Origin of the sequence: Paractinoplanes polyasparticus (assembly GCF_019710575.1) — a bacterium.
Classification (GTDB): domain Bacteria; phylum Actinomycetota; class Actinomycetes; order Mycobacteriales; family Micromonosporaceae; genus Actinoplanes; species Actinoplanes polyasparticus.
This window is the reverse complement of the sequence record NZ_JAHWFK010000001.1, coordinates 58,478-76,730: the sequence shown is the minus strand read 5'-3', so window position 1 is coordinate 76,730 and position 18,253 is coordinate 58,478. Positions and strand designations below refer to the sequence as shown.

Here is an 18,253-nt window from a genome sequence, read left to right as displayed (position 1 = left end):
CCAGCTCCTTAGGAAGCGGCGGCCGGTGATACGGGTATCAGAGCCACAGTGATGTTGTCGGCGCCGCCGGCGGTGTTCGCGTAGTCGGCCAGCCACCGGGCGGCAGAGATCAGCGTGCCCTGTTCGCGCAACCCCTCGCGCACGGCCGCGGCGAAGGCGGCCGCGTCGGTCAGGTAGTTCCACAACCCGTCACTGCACAGCACCAGGTGTCCGGGGTCCCCGACCACGAACTCGCCCGTACGCGGGGTGATCTTGCCGGCGTCGGCGCCGAGCCAGGCCGTGATCGCATGGGCCTTGGGGTCGCGCATGGCCTGTTCGGGGTCGGCGCCCAGGGCGATCACGTGGGTGGCCCACGAGTCGTCCTCGGTGAGCTGCTCGGCCGGGCCGACGTCGGGCACCCAGTAGGCGCGGCTGTCACCGATCCAGCCGACGGTCACCGCGTCACCGCGGACGGTGGCCGCGACGATCGTGCACGCCGGGTTGGAGGCCTGCCGCCGCGGGTCGCCCGAGGCGGCCAGCTCGGCCACCGCGACCTGGGCGGCCTGGATGGCCGCGGAGACGTCACCCGAGACCAGCAACTCGCCCGCCGCCTGGACGGCGGTCAGCGAGGCCACGTCGGGGTCGAAGGAGGACGAGACGCCGTCGCTGACGACGACGTCGACCTCGGCGCCGCGGGTCGTGAGCCACATCGCGTCCTCGTTGCGATGGTGCCGCAGCCCGCGGTCGGTCACGGAAGCGGCGACCTCGCCGCAGTCGGTTTCGAGATGATCGCGTTCCCGCCCGGCCAGCATCCCGCAATGCTCGCAGTACCCGTCGTCGCCCACTCCGCCGGGTGTCCCGCAATGAGGGCAGGCGGGTTCGGGCGCCAGGGACTGTCCGCAGACCTCGCAGAAGGCTGCTCCGGCGGTGCGCTCATCGGCGCACGACGCGCAGTCGGTCATCGTCATCGGGCCTCGCTCTTAAAAACGATCATGTACGCGTCCGGGGGCGGGAAGCGTTCGCCAGGTCTACCAGGCGGATCTTCTCGTCGCCGTGCGCCGCGCGGGCCATCTCGCGGTACGCGTCCTCGAGCGCGAACCTGATGTCGCGTTCCCGGACGTTGCCGTTGCGGTCGGGCCCCAGCACCGCAGCGGGCAGCGTAGCCTTGCCGGCCACGTTTCGCAGCGCCTGTTCGAGCAGCTCCGCGCGCAGAGCGGCCAATTGTGCCGCCTCCACCTCGAGCCGCTCGATGAGCGCGGCCGCCGTGGCCAGGGCGTCGACGTCGGGCGCCGCCGAGGGGTGCGCCCGCACCAGCGCCCGCACCGCCCCCACCTGCGAGCTGCGGTAGGCCGACGACGTGCCGGGCACCCGGTTGTACGCCTCGACGGCCCCGCTGCGGTCGCCGGCGCCCAGGCGGCACCGGGCCAGGCCGCCCGCCGCGACCGTGTACGACGGATCGGTGCGGCTCACCACGTCGTAGTAGCCGGCGGCCGCCGGGTCCCCGGCCAGCTCGAGCGTGAGCCCCAGCGCCAGCTGCGGCGCCAGTTCGCCGGGCAGCGCCGAGTAGACGGCGTCGAACCGCTGCCGCGCCGCGGAGAACGATCCCTCGGCGAGGGACAGCAACCCGTCGTACCAGGCCACCCGCCAATCGCCGCCGTAGGTGACCGTCATCCGGTCGCACTCCTGCCGCGCGCCCGCGAACGACCCGTTCCGCACGCCGAGGTCGATCAGCGCCCGCAGCCCGCGCAGCGCCACCTCGAGCGTCTCGGCCGGCGCCGAGCGCAGCAGGGTGAGCACCTCGGCCGGGTCGGTCACCGTGACCGAGGCCAGGAACGCCGCCGCCGGGTCGGTCAGGTCGACCAGCGGAGTCGGCAGATCCTGCCAGCGCGGGGTCTCGGAGCGCAGGTCGGTGCGAAGCTCCCCGGTGAACAGCCGGGACGCCGCGGGCTGAGGCGTGCCGTCGGCCGCCAGCACCTGGCGCAGCACGCCCATCATCTGCTCGGCCATCTCGGCGCTGTCGACGAACCGCTCGCCCGGGTTGGTCGCCGTGGCCCGCCGCAGCAGCCGGTAGAACGACTCGAACCGCTGGTAGACCTCGAACTCGCCGGGGTCGGGCAGGGCGTCGGCGAACGTCGTCTGGTAGCCCCGGAAGTCGGTGGTGAGCACGGCCAGCGTACGGCCGATGGTGTAGAGATCCGAGGCGATCGACGGGCCGAGCGTTGCCATCTCGGGCGCCTGGAAACCCACCGTGCCGTAGAGGGCGGCGTCGTGGTCGTCGATGTGCACCACGCCGCCGAGGTCGATCAGCTTCATCTGGTCGCCGGCCTGGATCACGTTGTCCGGCTTGAAGTCGCAGTAGATCAGACCCCGGTCGTGCAGGTAGCCGAACGCGGGCATGATCTCGAGCACGTACGCCAGGGCCTGGTCGACCGGCAGTGGGTCGTGCCGGCCGCCGTTGGCGGTGCGGCGCTCCTTGAGGATGCCCTTGAGCGACTCGCCGCCGACGTACTCCATGACGATGTAGCCGGCGCCGTCGTGCTCGACGAAGTTGTAGATCTTGACGATGTTGGGGTGCTCGACCTCGGCCAGGAAGCGCCGCTCGGCCACCGCCGCCGCCAGCGCGTCCTCGTCGCCCGAGTTGAGCAGGCCCTTGAGCACCACCCAGCGGTCCGAGACGTTCTTGTCGACGGCCAGATGGATCCAGCCCAGGCCGCCGTGCGCGAGCGCGCCGACCACCTCGTACTGGCCGCCGATGAGGTCGCCCTTGACGAGCTTGGGCGTGAAGTTGAACGGGTCGCCGCAGCTGGGGCAGAATCCCGACGTGCGCCCGGGCCGGTCACCGCGGGTGCGGCCGACCGCGTTGCCGCACTTGGCGCAGTACCGCTTGGACTCGGGCACCTCGGCCGTGGCCATGACGGCCGTCGCCGGGTCGGCCTGGGTGATCGGCGCGATGTCGACCAGGCCGCCGCCGAACCGGCGCCGCGATCCGGTGCGGGTGCTGCCTGTGCGGGCCGATCCCGACGTACGGGTGGAGACCGCGGACGTCCGGACCGAGGGACCCGTCGCCTCCCGCGGTGCCGGCACCTTGGCCAGGCGCGGCGCCAGCCCGCAGGTGTCGCAGTACCCGTCCTCGATGGTTCCCGGGCAGTTGCGTTCGCACTTCATCGGCTGTTCCTTGCGATCGTGGCGGTGAGCGCGTCCTGATAGGCGTTGACGGCCCGGCGGGCCGCGGTCAGCTCGCACGGCGCGACGTAGAGCGCCTCACGGGCGGCCGTCGCCAGCGGGCTCAGGTCGGTGTGTTCGGCCAGCCCGTGCCGCAAGGCCTTGGCCTGGTAGGCGTCGAGGCGCCCGCGCAGCTCGTTGCGGGTGGCGAGCAGGCCGGCGTTGCGGGCGGCGCCCCCGCGCAGGAGGGCCAGCCGTTCGCGGGCCCGCCGGGTCCACTCGGCCAGCCGGGAGCTGATCAGCGGCCAGTGTCCGGCCGCGGCCAGCGCGTCGACCGCGACCAGGTCGGGACGCAGGGAGCCGAGCGGAACGGGCGTTATCTCGTGGGACGGGAAGCGGTCGGCGGCCTTCTCGGCGGCGGCGTTCGCCTCCTCGGTGGCTGCGTCGAGCTCGGCCGCCAGCTTGTGGGCGTCGGCCAGCCGCTGGGTCAGCGCCTCGCGCAGCTCGCCGGCCGAGGTGCGCTCGGCGTCGGCCCGCTGGATCAGGGTGCGTACGGCGGCCAGGTCGCGCTCCTCGACGCCCAGGGGATCGGTGGCGAGCACCGCCGTGAACCGGCCGAGCCTTCGGTCGGCCTCGTCGACCGCGACGGTGCTGCCGCCCGACTCGCGCGTCAACCGCCGTACGGTCTCGAGGGAGCTCGCCGCCTCGGCCGCGGCCGGCAGCAGTCTGTCCCACGCCTCGCCGGCCCGGGTCGCGACGCCGACCGCGGTGGCGAACGCGGCCTCCATCGCCGACAGCAGCTGCCCCGGCGTGCACGTCGTGCGCACCTGGCCCGGGCCGAGCAGCCCGCGCTGGGCCAGCGGCACAACCTTGGTCGACAGGGTGACCGACGAGCCGAGCACCTCGTGCGCGAACTTCGTGCGGTCGCTGTCGCTGGGCCGGCGCTTGTCCCGCATCGTCGCGGCGCGCGCGATCACCTCGGTGAGCAGCCGGTAGCCCTCCCACAACTCGTCGAGCGCCTCGGTCGCGTCGGCCCACAGGGTCGCGGTACGACCGGTCAGCGCCGAGCGGTCGAGCTCCTTGCGGGCCGGATTGTCGTCGAGCTCGACCAGGTTGGCCGAGATCGCCGACATCGCGGTCTCCAGGCGCAGCAGTTCGGCCTCGGCCTGCCGGGTCATCGGTACTGGGCCTTCGGTGGCGTGGGCGCCGGACCGAAGTCGCCGAGCCACTTGTCGTACGTCCTCTTCCAGGTGCCGTTCGCGCGGTTGCGCTCGAGCACGGCGTTGACGAAGCGCGCGAACTCGGGGTGCTTCTTGTCCATCGCGATCGCGTACGGCTCCTCGGTGAAACGCGGACCGATGACCTTGGCGTACGGATCCTGCGCGGCCATCCCGGCCAGGATGGTGTCGTCGGTCGAGATGCCCTCGACCTCGTTGCGCTGGAACGCCACCAGGCAGTCGCCGAACGCCGGCTTGGCCACGGCCACCGGCTTGGCCTTGACCTTGCCGATGTTCTCGAACGACGTGGAACCAGCGGCCGAGCAGATCCTCTTGCCGCCGAGGTCGTTGATGCTCTTCGCCTTGGAGGCCTTGGCGACGAGCACCTTCTGCCCGGCTTCGTAATAGACGCTGGAGAAGTTGACGTCCGCCCAGCGCTCGCAGTTCGCCGTCATGGTGTCCGCCACGATGTCCACACTGCCGTCGGCGGCGGAGCTGACGCGTTTGTCGTACCCGATGACCTTGATCTGGATCTTGTCGGGGTCGCCGAAGATGGCCTCGGCGATCTGCCGGCCCATGTCCACGTCGAAGCCCTCGATCTCGCCCGAGAACGGATTGCGCGAGCTGAACAGCAGCGTGTCCTGGCTGGTGCCCAGCACCAGGCGGCCGCGCTGAAGAATCGTGGCCATGTAACTGCCCGCGGGCATCTCGCCGGGCGGCGGCAGCGATCCGGCGGGGCGCAGGCTCGCGCGCGGGTTGCAGGCCGGCGGGGCCGGCTTGTCCCCGCCGGGGGCGGGGGTGGTGGCGATGGCCCGCGGGCGATCGGGCGTCACGGGCAGGGGAGAGGTGTCGCCGGAGCAGCCGGCCAGGGCGGTGGTGGCGGCGAGCACGGTGACGACCAGTGCGGCACGGACGCGCATCAGCGGTACTCCTCCAGTCGCGTGCGGAGCCCGATGAAGGCGAGGACGCAGGCGGCCAGGGCCAGCAGCGGGCCGCCCACGGTGAGCAGGCCCAGGCCGTCGCCGGCGGCGCTGATCTCCTGGGTGAAGAACTCCTTGCGGTTCTCGAGGGCCCGGTCGAGCTCGGTGCGGACCTCTTCGAACGTCTTGGTCGTCTCGGCGCCGACTGCCAGTTTGACCGCGCCCTCGTAGTCGCCGCTGTCGTCCAGCGCGCGGACGTCGCTGTGGGCGGTGACGTAACGCTCGAACCCCTCCGCGGCCCGGGTCATGGTGCGGCCCAGGGCCGGGTCGAGCCGGCCGTACCCGTTGACCATCGGCCCCCCGGGCCGGCGGAGTTGCTCGGCGACAGCGTCGAAGTCCTGCTCGTACGGGCCGGAGCCGGCCCGCGCGGCCAGGGTGAGCGCCTCGTCGCCCCGCGCCTGCAGTGCGAGCAGACGGCTCTCGGCGATCGAGGCCACCGGGCCCGAGCCTTGGTTGGCCGCGCGGTCGAGCCGGGTCTGCTGGCTGATGAGGATCGTGAGGGTGCCGATCGTGAGCACGAGCGTCACGGCGGTGGCGCCCAGCAACGGCAGGTTGAAGGTGCGTCGCGTACGGCGGCTCAGATAGCGCTGGGTGAGGGCCAGCGCGATGACCAGGCCCGCCAGCGACAGCACCAGCAGCGTCATCCAGCCCAGCGCGCCGGCTTTGCCGTAGCCGTCCTCGACCTCCTGCTGGGCGCCCTCGAACAGCTCGCGGGCCTGCGGCTGCAACGTGTCGCGGTTGAGACGGGACGCCTCGGACAGGTAGGACGAGCCGATCGGCAGTCCCTGGCGGTTGTTGGCGCGGGCCGTGGCCACCAGAGCCGAGTACTCGGAGACACCCGCCGACAACGTGCGTACGGCGGTGGCCGCGCGGCCGTCCTCGGGAGTGCGCCGTGCCGCGGAGGTGAGCGCGGTGGTCGCCCGGGCCAGGTCGTCGTCATAGCGGCGGGTCAGCGCGGCCGGCTCGAGCCCGCCGGCCAGGAAAGCCTGGGCAGCGGTGGTGTCGGCGTCGGCCAGGGCCGAATAGATCGTCTCGGCCTCGATCAGCAACGGCTGGGCCCGGTCACCGAGGTCGTTCGTGCCGGCGCGGGCCGAGGAGCCCGCGACACCGGCCAGCAGGCCGCTGATCAGCCCGAGGCCGACCAGCAAGGCGATCAGCAGCTGCAAGCGCCCCGGCGAATGGTGTCTGAGTCCGCCGACGCGCCGAAGCACGCCGGGCCGGGTAGCCAGCGCTGTGCTCAAGCTTTCCTCCCCCGCTGTTCTGGGCCCTCAACTGTGCGCCATCAACGCAAGCGCCCGGCGCGTGGAAAGCCGCCGGGCGCCTATTAAAGATGATCAGCTCAGTTCGCGCTTCAGCAGCTTGCCCGTGGCGGTCATCGGCAGTGACTCGACAATGCTCACGACGCGCGGGTACTTGTAGGCGGCCATCTGCTCCTTGCCCCACTCGACCAGCTCGTCGCCGGTCACGGTGGCGCCCGGCTTGAGGATCACGAACGCCTTGACCTCCTCCCCGAGGCTGGGGTGGGGAACGCCGATCACGGCCGCCAGCGAGACCGCCTCGTGGGTGATCAGAACCTCTTCGATCTCGCGCGGGTACACGTTGAAGCCGCCGCGGATGATCATGTCTTTGGCCCGGTCGACGATGTAGTAGTAACCGTCCTTGTCGCGCCGGCCCAGGTCGCCGCTGCGGAACCAGCCGTCCCGCATGACCTCGGCCGTGGCTTCGGGCCGGTTGTAGTAGCCGCGCATGATGTTGTGCCCGCGGATCGCGATCTCGCCGATCTCGTCGGCGCTCTCGACCGTGTTCCACTCCGGGTCGATCAGCTTCACCTCGACACCCCAGATGGGCACGCCGATCGAGCCCGGCCGCGGCTCGGCGCCCGGCTTGCTGAACGTGGCCACGGGCGACGTCTCCGACAGGCCGTACCCCTCGAGAATGGTCACCCCGAGGCGCTCCCGGACCTCTTTGATGATCTCGACGGGCAGGCTGGAGCCGCCGGACACGGCGACCCGCATGTTGGCGGCGATGCGCTCGACGTCGACGCCCTCGGTGAGCGCGTTGAGCAGCCCCCAGTACATGGTCGGGACGCCGGCGAAGAAGGTGACGTTCTCGGTCTCGAGCAGCTTGACCGCGGCCGCCGCGTCGAAGCGGGGGAGCAGCACCAGGGTGGCGGCAGTGGCGAAGCCCGCGTTCATGTTCACCGTGGAGCCGAACGAGTGGAACAACGGCAGCACCAGCAGGTGGGTGTCGCTGGCGGGCGGGCTGCCGAACAGCCGGTTGCAGGTGAGGGCGTTCAGCAGCAGGTTCGAGTGCGACAGTTCGGCGCCCTTGGCCTGCCCGGTCGTGCCGCTGGTGTAGAGGATGACCGCCGGGTCGGTCTCGGGCAGCAGCACCGCCTCGAAGACGGGCGACTGGCCGGCCAGCCCCGAACCGAGCGTCTCGGCCCCCTCGATCGGCGACGGCGCCGCCGGATCGGCCGTGATCAACAGGAACGTCTCGCACTCGTCGACCTGGTTGAAGCCGGCGAAACCCTCGTCGCCCATCGGCAGCTCCGGCGTGCCCTGGAAGCAGAGGTAGGCCGACGCCTGCGAGTCTCGCAGGTGGTAGGCGATCTCGCGTCCCTTGAGCAGCACGTTCAGCGGCACGACGACCGCGCCGGCCTTGAGGATGCCGTAGTAGACGATCGGGAAGTACGGCAGGTTGGGGCAGGAGAGCGCGACCTTGTCACCGGGCCGGATGCCCCGCTCGACCAGCAGATTGGCCACCTGATTGGCGGCCGCGTCGATCTGGGCGTAGGTCAGGCGCCGGTCACCGAGGACGACCGCCGCCCGCTCCGGATGGTTGCGGGCGCTGTCCTCGAGCAGAATCGAGAGGTTGAGCATGCGGTCGGTCCCCTTCACGGTGCTGATGTGACTGCCGTCTCATCCCACCATTACTCGCCAACCTGAGAAACCCTCCGTTTCGGTCTTGTTTCATCGCGCCGTCATCGCCGGAAAGCAGCCGCCACGGTGCTCATCGCCCGAGGTGCAGCCGCGACGGTTCATGGCGCGAGGAGCAACCGCCTCGGTTCTCATCGCCCGAGGTGCAGTCGCCACGGTTCCTATCGCCCGAGGTGCAGTCGCCACGGTTCTCATCGCCCGAGGAGCAATCGCCACGGTGATGTCCGCAGCTGGCGCGGCATCCACGCCGCAGTCCGCCGCGCCGCGTCCGCCTCGCCGAGCCGGGCCTGAAGCCGCTCCGGCACCCACGGATCTCCTGCATACACTTCGGTACCGGTCTTTTTCGCGTACGAAGGTCCGAACCAGCACCAAACCGGAGGATCCGGGGGAAGTCCGAGCCACTGGCCGAGCGGCGCCAGATACGGCTCCTCCGGTCGTTCGGCCGGACCCCAGAGCGTCTTCCGATCAAGCGTCAACCCGCCGGCCGTCGACACGGACACGTAGAAGGTGTCGGCGCCGGCCACCGCCAGCGCGAACTTCCGCACCCGCTCGTCGCCCGGATCGAGCTCGGCCTGCATCGAATGCGCCACGACCGTCCCGAGCCGCGGCCCGCCGCCGGCACCGAACGAGATGTGATGAACCGGCGCCTTCCCGGCCAGGAACAGCAACGAAGTCGCCCCGGCCCAGGCCGCCTCGACCTCCGCGCGCCCGCCTCGCTCCCGCAGCGGCTCACTCTCGCCGAACCGCACCGGCACAGCCTCCGGCAGCAACCCGGCGGCCGCGTCGAACCACCGCCCCACGATGCCCGCCGCCGGCAGGCGCTCATACCACCGCACCACGAGTACGTCGATCTTGCGCTCGGCCACCGGCCGAGCCTACGGGCCGCAACAGAACAGCCGTCAACACCGAGGCAACCAGCACCAACGCGCTCAGCAGCAGAGGCGCCCCAGCGGCGCCGGCCAGGGCCGCGCCCGCCAGCGCCCCGACGACAGCAGCGGCCGCATCGCTCGTCTGAAAGGTGGCCGCGACCCGCCCGCGGGCGTGGTCAGGCGTGGCGCTCTGCAAATGGTGGCTGGTAGCCACAGCGGCGACGGCGCCGGGGACACCGGCCGCCGTGATCGCGATGACCGCGACCGGAGTGCTCGCGCTTCCGAACAGCACCAGAAAGCACACGCCGACCGCCCCGTAGGAGCCCGCGAGAAGGGTCCGCGCCGCCCACCGAACCAGCAGCGTCCGGCTCAGGAACGAGCCGCCCAGATAGCCGGCGCCCAGTCCCATCGCCAGCTGACCGACGACGACGCCGTCGCCGTGCAGCCGGTGCGCCACGAACGGGACGAGCATCGCGGTGAGCGCCGCGTTGGCCGCCCAGAAAATGAACGACCCGGCCAACATGCCGCCCAGCAACCTGCTGTTCATCACGATCAGCCAGCCGTCCCACACCCCCACGGCCGCCCGCGACCCACCGCTCGCGCGGTTTGGTGGCTCGCCTCCGTCCGCGTGGTGCGGTGGTGCGTTTCGGTCAGTCCGTTCGCGCGTCGGCCGTTGTCGGTCGGTCGCATCGTCCGTTTGCGCGTCTCGGTTGGTCGTGTTGTGTGTCGGCGGCTTGCTTTCGGCCGGATGGTGCGTGGGCGGCTTTCGATCAGTCTGGTTGCGCGCCGGCGGTGGTTGGTCGGTCGCATCGCCCGTTTGCGCGTTTCGGTTGGTCGTGTTGTGTGTCGGCGGTTCGCTTTCGGCCGGATGGTGCGTGGGCGGCTTTCGATCAGTCTGGTTGCGCGCCGGCGGCGGTTGGTCGGTCGCGTCGCGCGTTTGCATGGCTCGGCCGGTCGTGTTGTGCGTTGGCGTCTCGTTCTCGCTCGCGTGGTGTGTCGTTTGTGCTCGAGCAGTGAGTGAGCGCGTCGGTCGCTGTCGGTCGGTCGCATTGCGCGTTTGTGGGTCCCGGTCAGCCGTGTTGTGCGTTGGTTGCTCTTGTTCGAGCGCATCCTGCGTCGTTCGCCCGCGAGCAGTGGGTGTGCGGCGCATCGGGCGCGGTTGGTCGGTCGTGTGCTGCGCTTCTGGATCTCGATTGGTGGTGTTGTGCGTTGGCGGTGGATCTTCGCGCACGACGTGGGTCGTTCGCTCTCGAGCAGTGACTGTGCGCGTCGCGCGTTGTTGAGCGTTCGCGCGCTGCGTTCGTGGGTCTAGGTCGGTCGTTTTGCACGTTTGTTGCTGTGGGAGACGGTGTCGGCGCTGGCGGGCCGGTGGAGTGGCTGTACGCGCTGTGTGCCTTCGCTCAGTTGCGGTGTGCGTTTGGCCGGCCCGCTCGGTGACGTTGCACGACAGGCTCGTCAGCATCAGCGCGGCGATGAGGTAGCTCGCCGCGTCGATGGCGACGACAACGGTGAACCAGCCGGCTGCCGTCAGCGCTGTGCCGGCCAGTGGCGCGCCGATGCGGAGGACGCTGTGCGAGACAGCGAGCAGGGCGTTCGCCGCTGCGCGGGCCTCGCGGCCGGGGACAACTTGGGGAACAGTGGCTTGGAGGGCGGGCCGCAGGAAGCAGGCCGCGGCGCTTTCGGCGACCAGGCCCGCGTAGATCAGCTCGACCGGTCCGGTTGCGATCAGGCCTACGCCCGCCGCGGCGAGCACGTTCGCCGCGATGAAGACTGAGCGCCGCGACCACCGGTCGACGAGCGCACCCGCCCAGGGGCCGATCACCAGCGCGGGCACGGCCTGCACGGCCAGCGCGACCGCGGTGGACGTCTCCGACCCGGTCACCGCGTAGATCTGCACCGGAACCGCCATGACGAGCAGCCAGGTGCCCAGCGCGTCGACCGTCGCGGCCGCCCACAGCCGGCGGAACACGCGATGCTCGGACAGCAATGCCCACATGACCGCAAGCTATCCTGACAAGAGAATTGATGGCAAGATGTGTTCTGTGGAGATAGTTGAACTGGGGGCGGTCCTGCGAAGCCACCGGATAGCGGCCGGCCGGACGATCGCTTCGGTCGCGGCCGACGCCGGTCTGTCGGTGCCGTACATCGCCAACCTGGAGAACGGCCGGGGCAATCCGACACTGGCCGCCATCAGCAGCCTCGCCGCCGCGCTCGGAGTTTCGCTCGAGGTGCGCCTCGACGGTGCCGCCGCACCAGCCTCGACCAGCCTGCCCGATTCGCTGGTGCAGTTCTCGCGCGGCGCCCGCTTCCGGGCCGAGGCTGCCCGGCTCCCCGGCGACGCCGCCCGGTCCCGCCTGCTCGAGGCCATGGCGGCCATGGGGGCGGTGGCTACGCGGCCGTTGCAGGAGCTCGACTGGCATCGGATGCTCGACGTGATGGTCCTCGTCACCCGCGAGGCCTGAACAGGGCACAATTACCCCAAAAGGGGGGTGCTGTGGTGCGACGGCAGAGGGATACCCGGAGCGAAAACCTGCTCTACACGCTGACCGTGCGGTATGACCGATGGCGGCGGGAGCACGCTGGGCCGGCTTCCCGGCGCGAGCCCCGAACGCGCGCGATTCTCTTCGGGGCCGGCAGCGCGGCGAGCACGCTGCTGCACAGCATGATCTTTGACCCGCGGAGCCGGTACGAGCCGGTCGGGGTGCTCGACGACGATCCCGCGCGACGGGGGGAGCGGCTGGCCGGCATCGCCGTCATCGGCAGCCGGGCCGACCTGGCGACCGCCGTCGAGCGCACCCGCGCCACCGCTGTCATCTTCACGATCGGCAACGCCGAGGGGTCGCTCGTCCGCGAGATCCGGGCCCTCGCCCTCGCCGCGGGAGCCCGGTTCCTGGTCGTGCCCGAGACCAGCGAACTGCTCGACCACGACCTCGGCGCGCCGGACATCCGCGACGTGCGGATCACCGACCTGGTCGGGCGGCACCGCATCGCCACCGACGCCACGGCCATCGCAGGGCGCGTGAGCGGGAAGCGGGTGCTGGTCACCGGCGCGGGCGGAGAGATCGGCTCCGAGCTGTGCCGGCAGATCCACCGGTTCGGGCCGGCTGAGCTGATCATGTTGGACCACGACGAGAAGGCGCTCCAGGCGGTGCAGCTCAGCGTCGATCCGCGGGCCGAGGTGCACGACCCGTCCGTGGTGCTGGCTGATGTGCGTGATGCCGGCCGGGTGCGCGAGGTCTTCCGTGCGCGGGAACCCGAAGTTGTGTTCCACGCGGCCGCCCTGCAACACCAGCCGCTGCTGGAACGCCACCCCGGCGAGGCCGTGAAGACGAACGTACTAGGAACTTTGGCCGTCCTCGAGGCCGCCGAGGACGTGGAGCTGTTCGTGAACGTGTCCACCGCCAAGGCGGCCGACCCGGTGAGCGTGCTCGGCTACACGAGACGCATCGCCGAACGACTGACGGCGGGCTTCACCGACGAGAGGACCGGCACTTTCGTCAGCGTCCGCTTCGGCAACGTGCTCGGCCGTCACGGGTCGGTGCTGGCCACGTTCGGCGCGCAGATCGCCGACGGCGGCCCCATCACGGTCACCCATCCGGAGGCCACTCGCTACCTGATGACGACCGAGGAGGCGGTCACCCTGGTCCTGCAGGCAGCGGCGGTGGGCAGAAGCGGCGAGGCGCTGGTCCTGCAGCTGGGCGAGCCGGTGCGCATCGACGACGTCGCCCGCGACATGATCGAGCTGGCCAAGGAGCCGATCGACATCGTCTACACCGGCCTGCGTCCAGGCGAAAAGCTCGGCGAGACGCTCTTCGCCCCCGGCGAGACAGACCGCCGGCCACACCACCCACTGATAGCCCACGTAACCGTGCCGCCCCTGACGCCTTCCCACGTAAGCGAGGCCGCCACTCTGTCGGACACCCGGACGCTCGCCGACTTGTGCACCACGCCGTCACTCGAAAACCGAGCTGCCTGACCCGAGCCGCCTGACCCGGGCCGTGTGGGCTGCGGCGCTTGAGCCGGGCCTGCGCCGCCGTCCGCGTGGCGGTGCGGTGTGTGGCTACTCGTGGAGGGCGCCGCCGGACCTGAGGTGCTTCAGCACCAGGGGGTCGATGTGGCCGGGTACGATGCGCATCTCGAGGTTTTCGATGCCGGCCCACGAGGCCAGCGAGTCGTCGAGGTCGGGTCCGACGTGGCCGGCCTCGACCAGCCGTTCCGCCACCTCGTCGGCGAGGGCTCCGGTCAGCGGCAGCAGTGTCGCCGGGTCGGGGAACTCGAAGTAGAGGCTGTGCATGGCGAGCAGCCGGGCCAGCTCGGCCACCGGGCCGGTGTGGTCGTCGACGCGCAGGTCGGCCCACACGTCGCTGGTGCCGCCGTAGCCGCGGCCCTTCGACACGACCAGCAGCGCCGCGCTCTGCCGGCCGCGCCGGTCGCCGCCGGCCAGATCGCCTGCGGTGAGCGCCTCGAGCAGGCGGTAGGGCAGCGGCTGGGCGGCGTCCCCGCTCAGCCAGGCCGCCTCCATGTCGCCGACCACCGCCGGTCCGGCCAGCATGTTGCCCTGGATCGCGTAGTCGGCGCCGGCGGCGCCGCCGGCCCAGTCGTGGCACTCCTTGCCGGTGAACGTGGCGCCCGGTCCTTCCGGGCCGACCACGCCGACCTGGCGGTGCTCGATCGGCCCGGCATCGCCCGCGATGAGCGCCTTGACCGTCTCGGCCGCGGCCACGCCGGTGCCCAGCAGCGCGAGCGCCTGCGGGCGGTAGGCCAGGTTCGCGTACGACTGGGTCGCGACCGCGCCGACATCGGCCAGCGCGGCCGGAACGGCCGCGCCGACCCCCAGGAACTTGCTGGCCACGGCCACTCCGAGGGCCCGGCCGTCGGCCGAGCGGGCCACGATCGAAAACGTCATGTCGCGACCCTATCCGCGGTACTGGACCCCGTCCTCACCCGGCCGTTCGACCAGCCCGGCGTCAGCCCCACCCCCGGGCAGTCCCGCTTCGGCCCATCCGCCGAACGATCCGGTGGCGACCGTACTCAGGTCGCGGTCGTGACGCCGCTTCCGGTCGTCCGGCACCCGGCGAATGATCTGGTGGCGACCGTGCCGGCCCGTACTCAGGTCGCGATCGAGACGTGTCTCCCGGCACCCGGCGAATGATCTGGTGGCGACCCTGCCGGCTGGCCCTCGGGTCGTGATCGTGACGTCGCTCCCGGTCGTCCGGCTACTCGGCGAAGGATCCGGTGGTCACCTTGCCGGCCGGTTCGTAGGTCGCCATCGTGACGCCCTTGGCGGTCGTCCGGCTGTCGATGAGGCGTAGCGCGCCGGCGGGGGAGTCCTCAGCGAACAGCCGTTTGCCGTTGCCCAGCACGATCGGGGCGATGACGAGGCGGAGGCGGTCGATCAGCCCGGCTTGCCACAGAGTCCGGACCAGATTGCCGCTGCCGTGCACCTGCAACTCGGGGCCGTCGTCGCGCTTCAGCTCCGCCACTGCTTCGGCCGCGTCGCCGCGCAGCAGCACCGATCGCTGCCATGGCAGGTCAGGCGCTGCCGAGCGGGAGGCCACGTATTTGGTCGCGCCGTTCAGCGGCTCGGCGCCGGACTCGGCGGGGGCGGTCGGCCAGTAGGCGGCGAGAATGTCGTACGTACGGCGCCCGAGCACCATGTCGAACGGCTTGCCCATCGTCTCGCCCATGAAGGCGCCGAGCTCGTCGTCGAAGAACGGTGGAAGCCATCCGCCGTGCTCGAAGCCGCCGCTGCCGTCCTCGTCCGGCGTGCCGGGCGCCTGCATCACCCCGTCGAGGCTGATCGAGCCGACCACGACCAGCTCCCTCACGACCGGGCCCCGAGCACCTCGTCGATCTGGCCCACGGCCAGGCGCAGACCTTCCTCCATGCCCATCTTCGCCATCTCCTGCAGTTGGTCGAGGCTGGTGAACTGGGAAAGCACGGTCATACGGGTCCGGTCGCCCCGTGCCTCGAAGGTGACCGTCCCGTGGGTCGGTTCCATCGTCGTGACCGGCTCGCCGGCCGCGTCGGCGAACCCGTCGTTGAACTCCAGGCGCTGCGGGGCCTCGACCAGCGTGAACTCGAAGTAGCCGTGCGCCTTGGTGCCGTCCGGGCCGGTCATGTAGTAGGCCGAGCGGCCGCCGGGGCGGAACTCGTGCCGGTCGAAGGTGGCCGGCCAGGTCGGCGGGCCCCACCAGCGCTCGAGCTGACGCGGGTCCTCCCAGACCTGCCAGACCCGGGCCGGCGGGGCGTCGAACTCGGCGACGAGCGTGAAGGTCAGGGCCTGTTCGTCGCGGCGTACGTCGAGCACAGTCATGTCTCTCTCCTCAGAACGTCTTCAATGCCGCGGACCCGGTGCCGCCAGACCTGCTCCAGGTCGGCCAGCAGTCCGGCGGCCCGGCGCAGGGCGCCGACCTCGCCGTGCACGACCTGCTCCCGGCCGCGGCGTTCCTTGGTGACGAGCCCGGCCTGCTCCAGCACCGCCACGTGCTTCTGCACCGCGGCGAAGCTCATCGGGTAGAGCCGGGCCAGCGCCGAGACGGACTGGCCGTCGTGGATGACCCGGGCGAGGATGTCCCGCCGCGTGCCGTCCGCCAGCGCGTGGAACACGCGGTCGGCGCTGTCACCTACAACCATGTGGTTGTACGTTACGCCGATCTCAGGAGAAGCGGAAGCGGGTCTGGGAGAAAGGTTCGCCCTTGCCGAAGGCCAGGATCTTGGCCGGCGTCACCGCGAAGACCAGAGCGTCGTGCTCGCTGTCCTGCTGGAAGACGCCGTCACCGACGGTGAAGTCCCAGCCGTGGCGGTCCTTCCAGAGGCCGGCCAGCTCGGTGAGGCGCGGCCCGTCGGTCACCCGGACGGCGACGCCCTCCACGACCACGTCGAGCCCCGCGTGCTGCTCCGCCGTGCCGGTGGTCAGGGCGACGTTCGGGTTGCCGTCGAGGTTCTTGCCCTTCTGCTCGCCGGCGCCGGTGCAGAAGTGCAATGCTCCGTGCGCCCAGACGGCCGGGAGCGGCGTGACATGCGGGCGCCCGTCACCGCGTACGGTCGAAAGCCAGAAGATTTTCCCGTACGTCAGGACGTTGTCCACATCGGACCAGGGCCGGGCCGTGGCTTTCGGATCGCTGAAGCGCGCGTCAAGTTCGCCGACAGGTTCACTCATCTCACGGATGGTAATGACGAGCCCGGCGTCCGGCCCGCTGCGGCGGGGTTCTCAGTAGCGGTAGTGACGGGCGGCGGCCGGCTCAGCCGTCGTCGGCGTGCCGGACGACCAGCGGCTGCGGGCCGCGTTGGCCACCGAGCGGGCCCCCGTGCGGCGGCGCGAGGACGGCTTGGGCGCGATCTCGACACCCGGCTGTGGCTCCGGGTGCTCGGCTGACGACACCACGACCACGGACGCCTTGCCCTCCCGCAGCATGCGCATGGCAGCATCCCAGTCGCCCGGGATCAATCCGACCACGTCGTAGCGACGGGCGGAGCAGTAGTCGAGGCACCGGGCAGCGCTCGCGCTGTAGTTCTCCGGCCGCATGTAAATCACTGCGTCAACCACCGGGTTGATCCCTTCGCCTCTTATGTAGCTCGATGTCCCCGAGCGAGATCCACCTAATCGCGCCGGTCACCTTCTGCATATCCGCTGTTATGGATGAGTGACCGGACTGATCCACCCGCATCGACCGCGATCGGTCCCATCCCGTCACCCGACCGGCCAATTTCCCGGTTTGGTGTTGCTTTCAACTTTCCCGCCGTGAAGACTGCCCCATCCCATCGATGCACACCCTGCTCCTGACCGGAAGCCGACAGTCACCATTGCGGACGCTCCATGCCGCGCCGGCATGCGGTCAGACATGACCCCGCGCTCGACGGAGCCGTCGGACCCGCCCTCTTTGTGGAGGGTCGTCAGCCTGCCACGCGCCTGGCCCAGCGGACTTCGCCGTCGTCGTCGACCTTGATCAGGGCCACGATGACCTCGCCGGCAGCGTCCCTCAACGGGACCGGGGCGGTGCCGATCGGGCGGAACCACGCGGTTACCGAGCCGGAGTCCGCGGCGGGTGCGCCTACTGCGGCGGTGGGCATGGAGTTCATGCCGTTGGCGTCCGTGTAGTTCGCTGCGGCTACGCCCCGCAGCCAGTGGTAGCGGGACGCCAACTCCTCGTAGGCGCTGGACCAGTTCGAACCGGTTGCGCCGTTGGAGGCCCAGCCGCCGTCCGCGGCCAGGATCCGGGGTGGGTCCACCCGGGCGTCGAGGGCGACCACCTGGAAGCTGCCGGTCGGCGTCGCTCCGGACCAGGTCACCCGTACGACGAAGACCTGCTCGGCCGTCATCAGGGTGGTTGCCTCGCCCGGGGGCGCGCCCCAACGCTCGGTCACCTGGGCGAGTGTCGCCGGGGTGGCCAGCTCGGAGCTGACGGCGACCGTCACGTCGTCGCCGCCGTGGGCCCACTCCTGCTCGCGGCGCAGATGGACTGCTGCCGGCGTTGCTGCCAGGACAACTGCGGTGGTTGCCCCCGCGATCACCGCACGCTTCACATGCGGCAGTGTGGCATGGCGCTACACCCGGGGGAGCAGCGTTTCGGCCACCCTCGCCGCGGTCGCCTTGTTCTCAGGTTCCTCGGCGCCGTGGGTGTAGACGTCGATCTGGACTGTGCCGGCCAGCCGGTAGAGGTGGCTGTCGAGCCAATAGGCGTCGCCCAGCGGTTCGGCCTCGGCTACCGCTGTGTCGAAGTCGGCCCGGGTGGTGCGGGAGAGAAAGACCGCCAGCTGGCCGTCGGTCTGTTGCCACTGGCAGAAGCGGGCCGGGTCGGCGGGGGCGGCGTCGTCCTCGTCGATCTGGGTCACGGGGCGGCCGGTCAGGTCGGCCACCTCGGTGCGGTCGAGGAGCGTACAGGGGTCGGGGATGTCGCCGTTGCTCTTGACCGGGCCGAAACCGCTGCGGGCTGCGGCCGAGGTGGTGGGGGCGGGCGTGCCGCCGGCCGCCTGGTCGAGGAAGCCACAACCGGCGGTCAGGGCGACGGCCAGTGCGGCGGCTGTCGCGGCCAGGCTGCGCTTCACAAATGCCTCCTCGGGGTGTGGTCCGACCAGGTTCCAGGCCCCGGGCGGCGGCGTCGAGG

19 protein-coding genes are annotated in these 18,253 nt (G+C 71.0%); 2 read left to right on the top strand and 17 right to left on the bottom strand.

Features of this window, described 5'->3' with window-relative positions; all coding sequences use genetic code 11:
• Positions 1-8: 8 nt before the first annotated feature.
• The 8 genes from KXC43_RS00335 to KXC43_RS00300 form a co-directional block, all read right to left on the bottom strand.
• A complete protein-coding gene (locus KXC43_RS00335) occupies positions 9-947 on the bottom strand; it encodes a protein phosphatase 2C domain-containing protein (RefSeq protein WP_221373810.1) in 939 nt (312 codons plus the stop codon).
• A 22-nt stretch (positions 948-969) separates the two neighbouring features.
• On the bottom strand, positions 970-3,144 hold the full coding sequence (locus KXC43_RS00330; RefSeq protein ID WP_221373809.1) for a serine/threonine-protein kinase: 2,175 nt from the start codon (positions 3,142-3,144) through the stop codon (positions 970-972).
• Entirely contained in the window at positions 3,141-4,319 is a 1,179-nt protein-coding gene (locus tag KXC43_RS00325) for a hypothetical protein (RefSeq protein ID WP_221373808.1), read from the bottom strand. Before KXC43_RS00325 ends, KXC43_RS00330 begins: the two co-directional genes overlap by 4 nt.
• The gene (locus KXC43_RS00320; protein WP_221373807.1) at positions 4,316-5,278 is read right to left on the bottom strand and encodes a glutamate ABC transporter substrate-binding protein; all 963 of its coding nucleotides are present in this window, start codon (positions 5,276-5,278) and stop codon (positions 4,316-4,318) included. Before KXC43_RS00320 ends, KXC43_RS00325 begins: the two co-directional genes overlap by 4 nt.
• Positions 5,278-6,579, bottom strand: a complete 1,302-nt coding sequence (locus tag KXC43_RS00315; protein WP_221373806.1) for a GlnX family signal transduction membrane protein — start codon at positions 6,577-6,579, stop codon at positions 5,278-5,280. Before KXC43_RS00315 ends, KXC43_RS00320 begins: the two co-directional genes overlap by 1 nt.
• 93 nt (positions 6,580-6,672) lie before the next feature.
• Complete coding sequence (locus tag KXC43_RS00310; protein ID WP_308128903.1) at positions 6,673-8,238, bottom strand: long-chain-fatty-acid--CoA ligase; 1,566 nt, start codon at positions 8,236-8,238, stop codon at positions 6,673-6,675.
• Between the two features lie 230 nt (positions 8,239-8,468).
• Positions 8,469-9,143, bottom strand: coding sequence for a hypothetical protein (locus tag KXC43_RS00305; RefSeq protein ID WP_221373805.1), 675 nt, complete (start codon positions 9,141-9,143; stop codon positions 8,469-8,471).
• On the bottom strand, positions 9,100-11,142 hold the full coding sequence (locus KXC43_RS00300; protein ID WP_221373804.1) for an MFS transporter: 2,043 nt from the start codon (positions 11,140-11,142) through the stop codon (positions 9,100-9,102). The genes KXC43_RS00305 and KXC43_RS00300 overlap by 44 nt, the downstream gene beginning before the upstream one ends.
• A 46-nt stretch (positions 11,143-11,188) precedes the next feature.
• On the opposite strand from KXC43_RS00300, the gene KXC43_RS00295 reads away from it, so the two are divergent.
• A complete protein-coding gene (locus KXC43_RS00295) occupies positions 11,189-11,608 on the top strand; it encodes a helix-turn-helix domain-containing protein (RefSeq protein WP_221373803.1) in 420 nt (139 codons plus the stop codon).
• A 32-nt stretch (positions 11,609-11,640) separates the two neighbouring features.
• On the top strand, positions 11,641-13,122 hold the full coding sequence (locus KXC43_RS00290) for a polysaccharide biosynthesis protein (RefSeq protein ID WP_308128902.1): 1,482 nt from the start codon (positions 11,641-11,643) through the stop codon (positions 13,120-13,122).
• An 84-nt stretch (positions 13,123-13,206) separates the two neighbouring features.
• On the opposite strand, the gene KXC43_RS00285 is transcribed toward KXC43_RS00290, so the two are convergent.
• From KXC43_RS00285 to KXC43_RS00245, 9 genes are all read right to left on the bottom strand, one after another.
• On the bottom strand, positions 13,207-14,052 hold the full coding sequence (locus KXC43_RS00285) for a DUF1028 domain-containing protein (protein ID WP_221373802.1): 846 nt from the start codon (positions 14,050-14,052) through the stop codon (positions 13,207-13,209).
• Positions 14,053-14,061: 9 nt separating this feature from the next.
• Positions 14,062-14,217 (bottom strand): hypothetical protein, encoded by a 156-nt coding sequence (locus tag KXC43_RS00280; protein ID WP_221373801.1) that lies wholly within the window; start codon positions 14,215-14,217, stop codon positions 14,062-14,064.
• Between the two features lie 145 nt (positions 14,218-14,362).
• A complete protein-coding gene (locus KXC43_RS00275) occupies positions 14,363-14,974 on the bottom strand; it encodes a dihydrofolate reductase family protein (RefSeq protein ID WP_221373800.1) in 612 nt (203 codons plus the stop codon).
• The gene (locus tag KXC43_RS00270; RefSeq protein ID WP_221373799.1) at positions 14,971-15,462 is read right to left on the bottom strand and encodes an SRPBCC family protein; all 492 of its coding nucleotides are present in this window, start codon (positions 15,460-15,462) and stop codon (positions 14,971-14,973) included. The genes KXC43_RS00275 and KXC43_RS00270 overlap by 4 nt, the downstream gene beginning before the upstream one ends.
• Positions 15,459-15,782, bottom strand: a complete 324-nt coding sequence (locus tag KXC43_RS00265) for an ArsR/SmtB family transcription factor (protein ID WP_221373798.1) — start codon at positions 15,780-15,782, stop codon at positions 15,459-15,461. Before KXC43_RS00265 ends, KXC43_RS00270 begins: the two co-directional genes overlap by 4 nt.
• 22 nt (positions 15,783-15,804) lie before the next feature.
• Positions 15,805-16,308 (bottom strand): pyridoxamine 5'-phosphate oxidase family protein, encoded by a 504-nt coding sequence (locus KXC43_RS00260; RefSeq protein WP_221373797.1) that lies wholly within the window; start codon positions 16,306-16,308, stop codon positions 15,805-15,807.
• Between the two features lie 51 nt (positions 16,309-16,359).
• A complete protein-coding gene (locus KXC43_RS00255) occupies positions 16,360-16,695 on the bottom strand; it encodes a hypothetical protein (RefSeq protein WP_221373796.1) in 336 nt (111 codons plus the stop codon).
• A gap of 347 nt (positions 16,696-17,042) precedes the next feature.
• Positions 17,043-17,672 carry a hypothetical protein gene (locus KXC43_RS00250; RefSeq protein WP_221373795.1) on the bottom strand — a complete coding sequence of 210 codons (630 nt, stop codon included), beginning with the start codon at positions 17,670-17,672 and terminating at the stop codon, positions 17,043-17,045.
• A gap of 21 nt (positions 17,673-17,693) precedes the next feature.
• Positions 17,694-18,194, bottom strand: coding sequence for a DUF3558 family protein (locus tag KXC43_RS00245; protein ID WP_221373794.1), 501 nt, complete (start codon positions 18,192-18,194; stop codon positions 17,694-17,696).
• Positions 18,195-18,253: the final 59 nt, after the last annotated feature.

Excerpts from the sequence above, each read along its gene's own strand:
- KXC43_RS00330 (WP_221373809.1), bottom strand. The coding sequence starts at position 3,144 with ATGAAGTGCGAACGCAACTGCCCGGGAACCATCGAGGACGGGTACTGC.
- KXC43_RS00285 (WP_221373802.1), bottom strand. The coding sequence starts at position 14,052 with ATGACGTTTTCGATCGTGGCCCGCTCGGCCGACGGCCGGGCCCTCGGA.
- KXC43_RS00265 (WP_221373798.1), bottom strand. The coding sequence starts at position 15,782 with ATGGTTGTAGGTGACAGCGCCGACCGCGTGTTCCACGCGCTGGCGGAC.
- KXC43_RS00325 (WP_221373808.1), bottom strand. The coding sequence starts at position 4,319 with ATGACCCGGCAGGCCGAGGCCGAACTGCTGCGCCTGGAGACCGCGATG.
- KXC43_RS00300 (WP_221373804.1), bottom strand. The coding sequence starts at position 11,142 with ATGTGGGCATTGCTGTCCGAGCATCGCGTGTTCCGCCGGCTGTGGGCG.
- KXC43_RS00270 (WP_221373799.1), bottom strand. The coding sequence starts at position 15,462 with ATGACTGTGCTCGACGTACGCCGCGACGAACAGGCCCTGACCTTCACG.
- KXC43_RS00260 (WP_221373797.1), bottom strand. The coding sequence starts at position 16,308 with ATGAGTGAACCTGTCGGCGAACTTGACGCGCGCTTCAGCGATCCGAAA.
- KXC43_RS00320 (WP_221373807.1), bottom strand. The coding sequence starts at position 5,278 with ATGCGCGTCCGTGCCGCACTGGTCGTCACCGTGCTCGCCGCCACCACC.
- KXC43_RS00335 (WP_221373810.1), bottom strand. The coding sequence starts at position 947 with ATGACGATGACCGACTGCGCGTCGTGCGCCGATGAGCGCACCGCCGGA.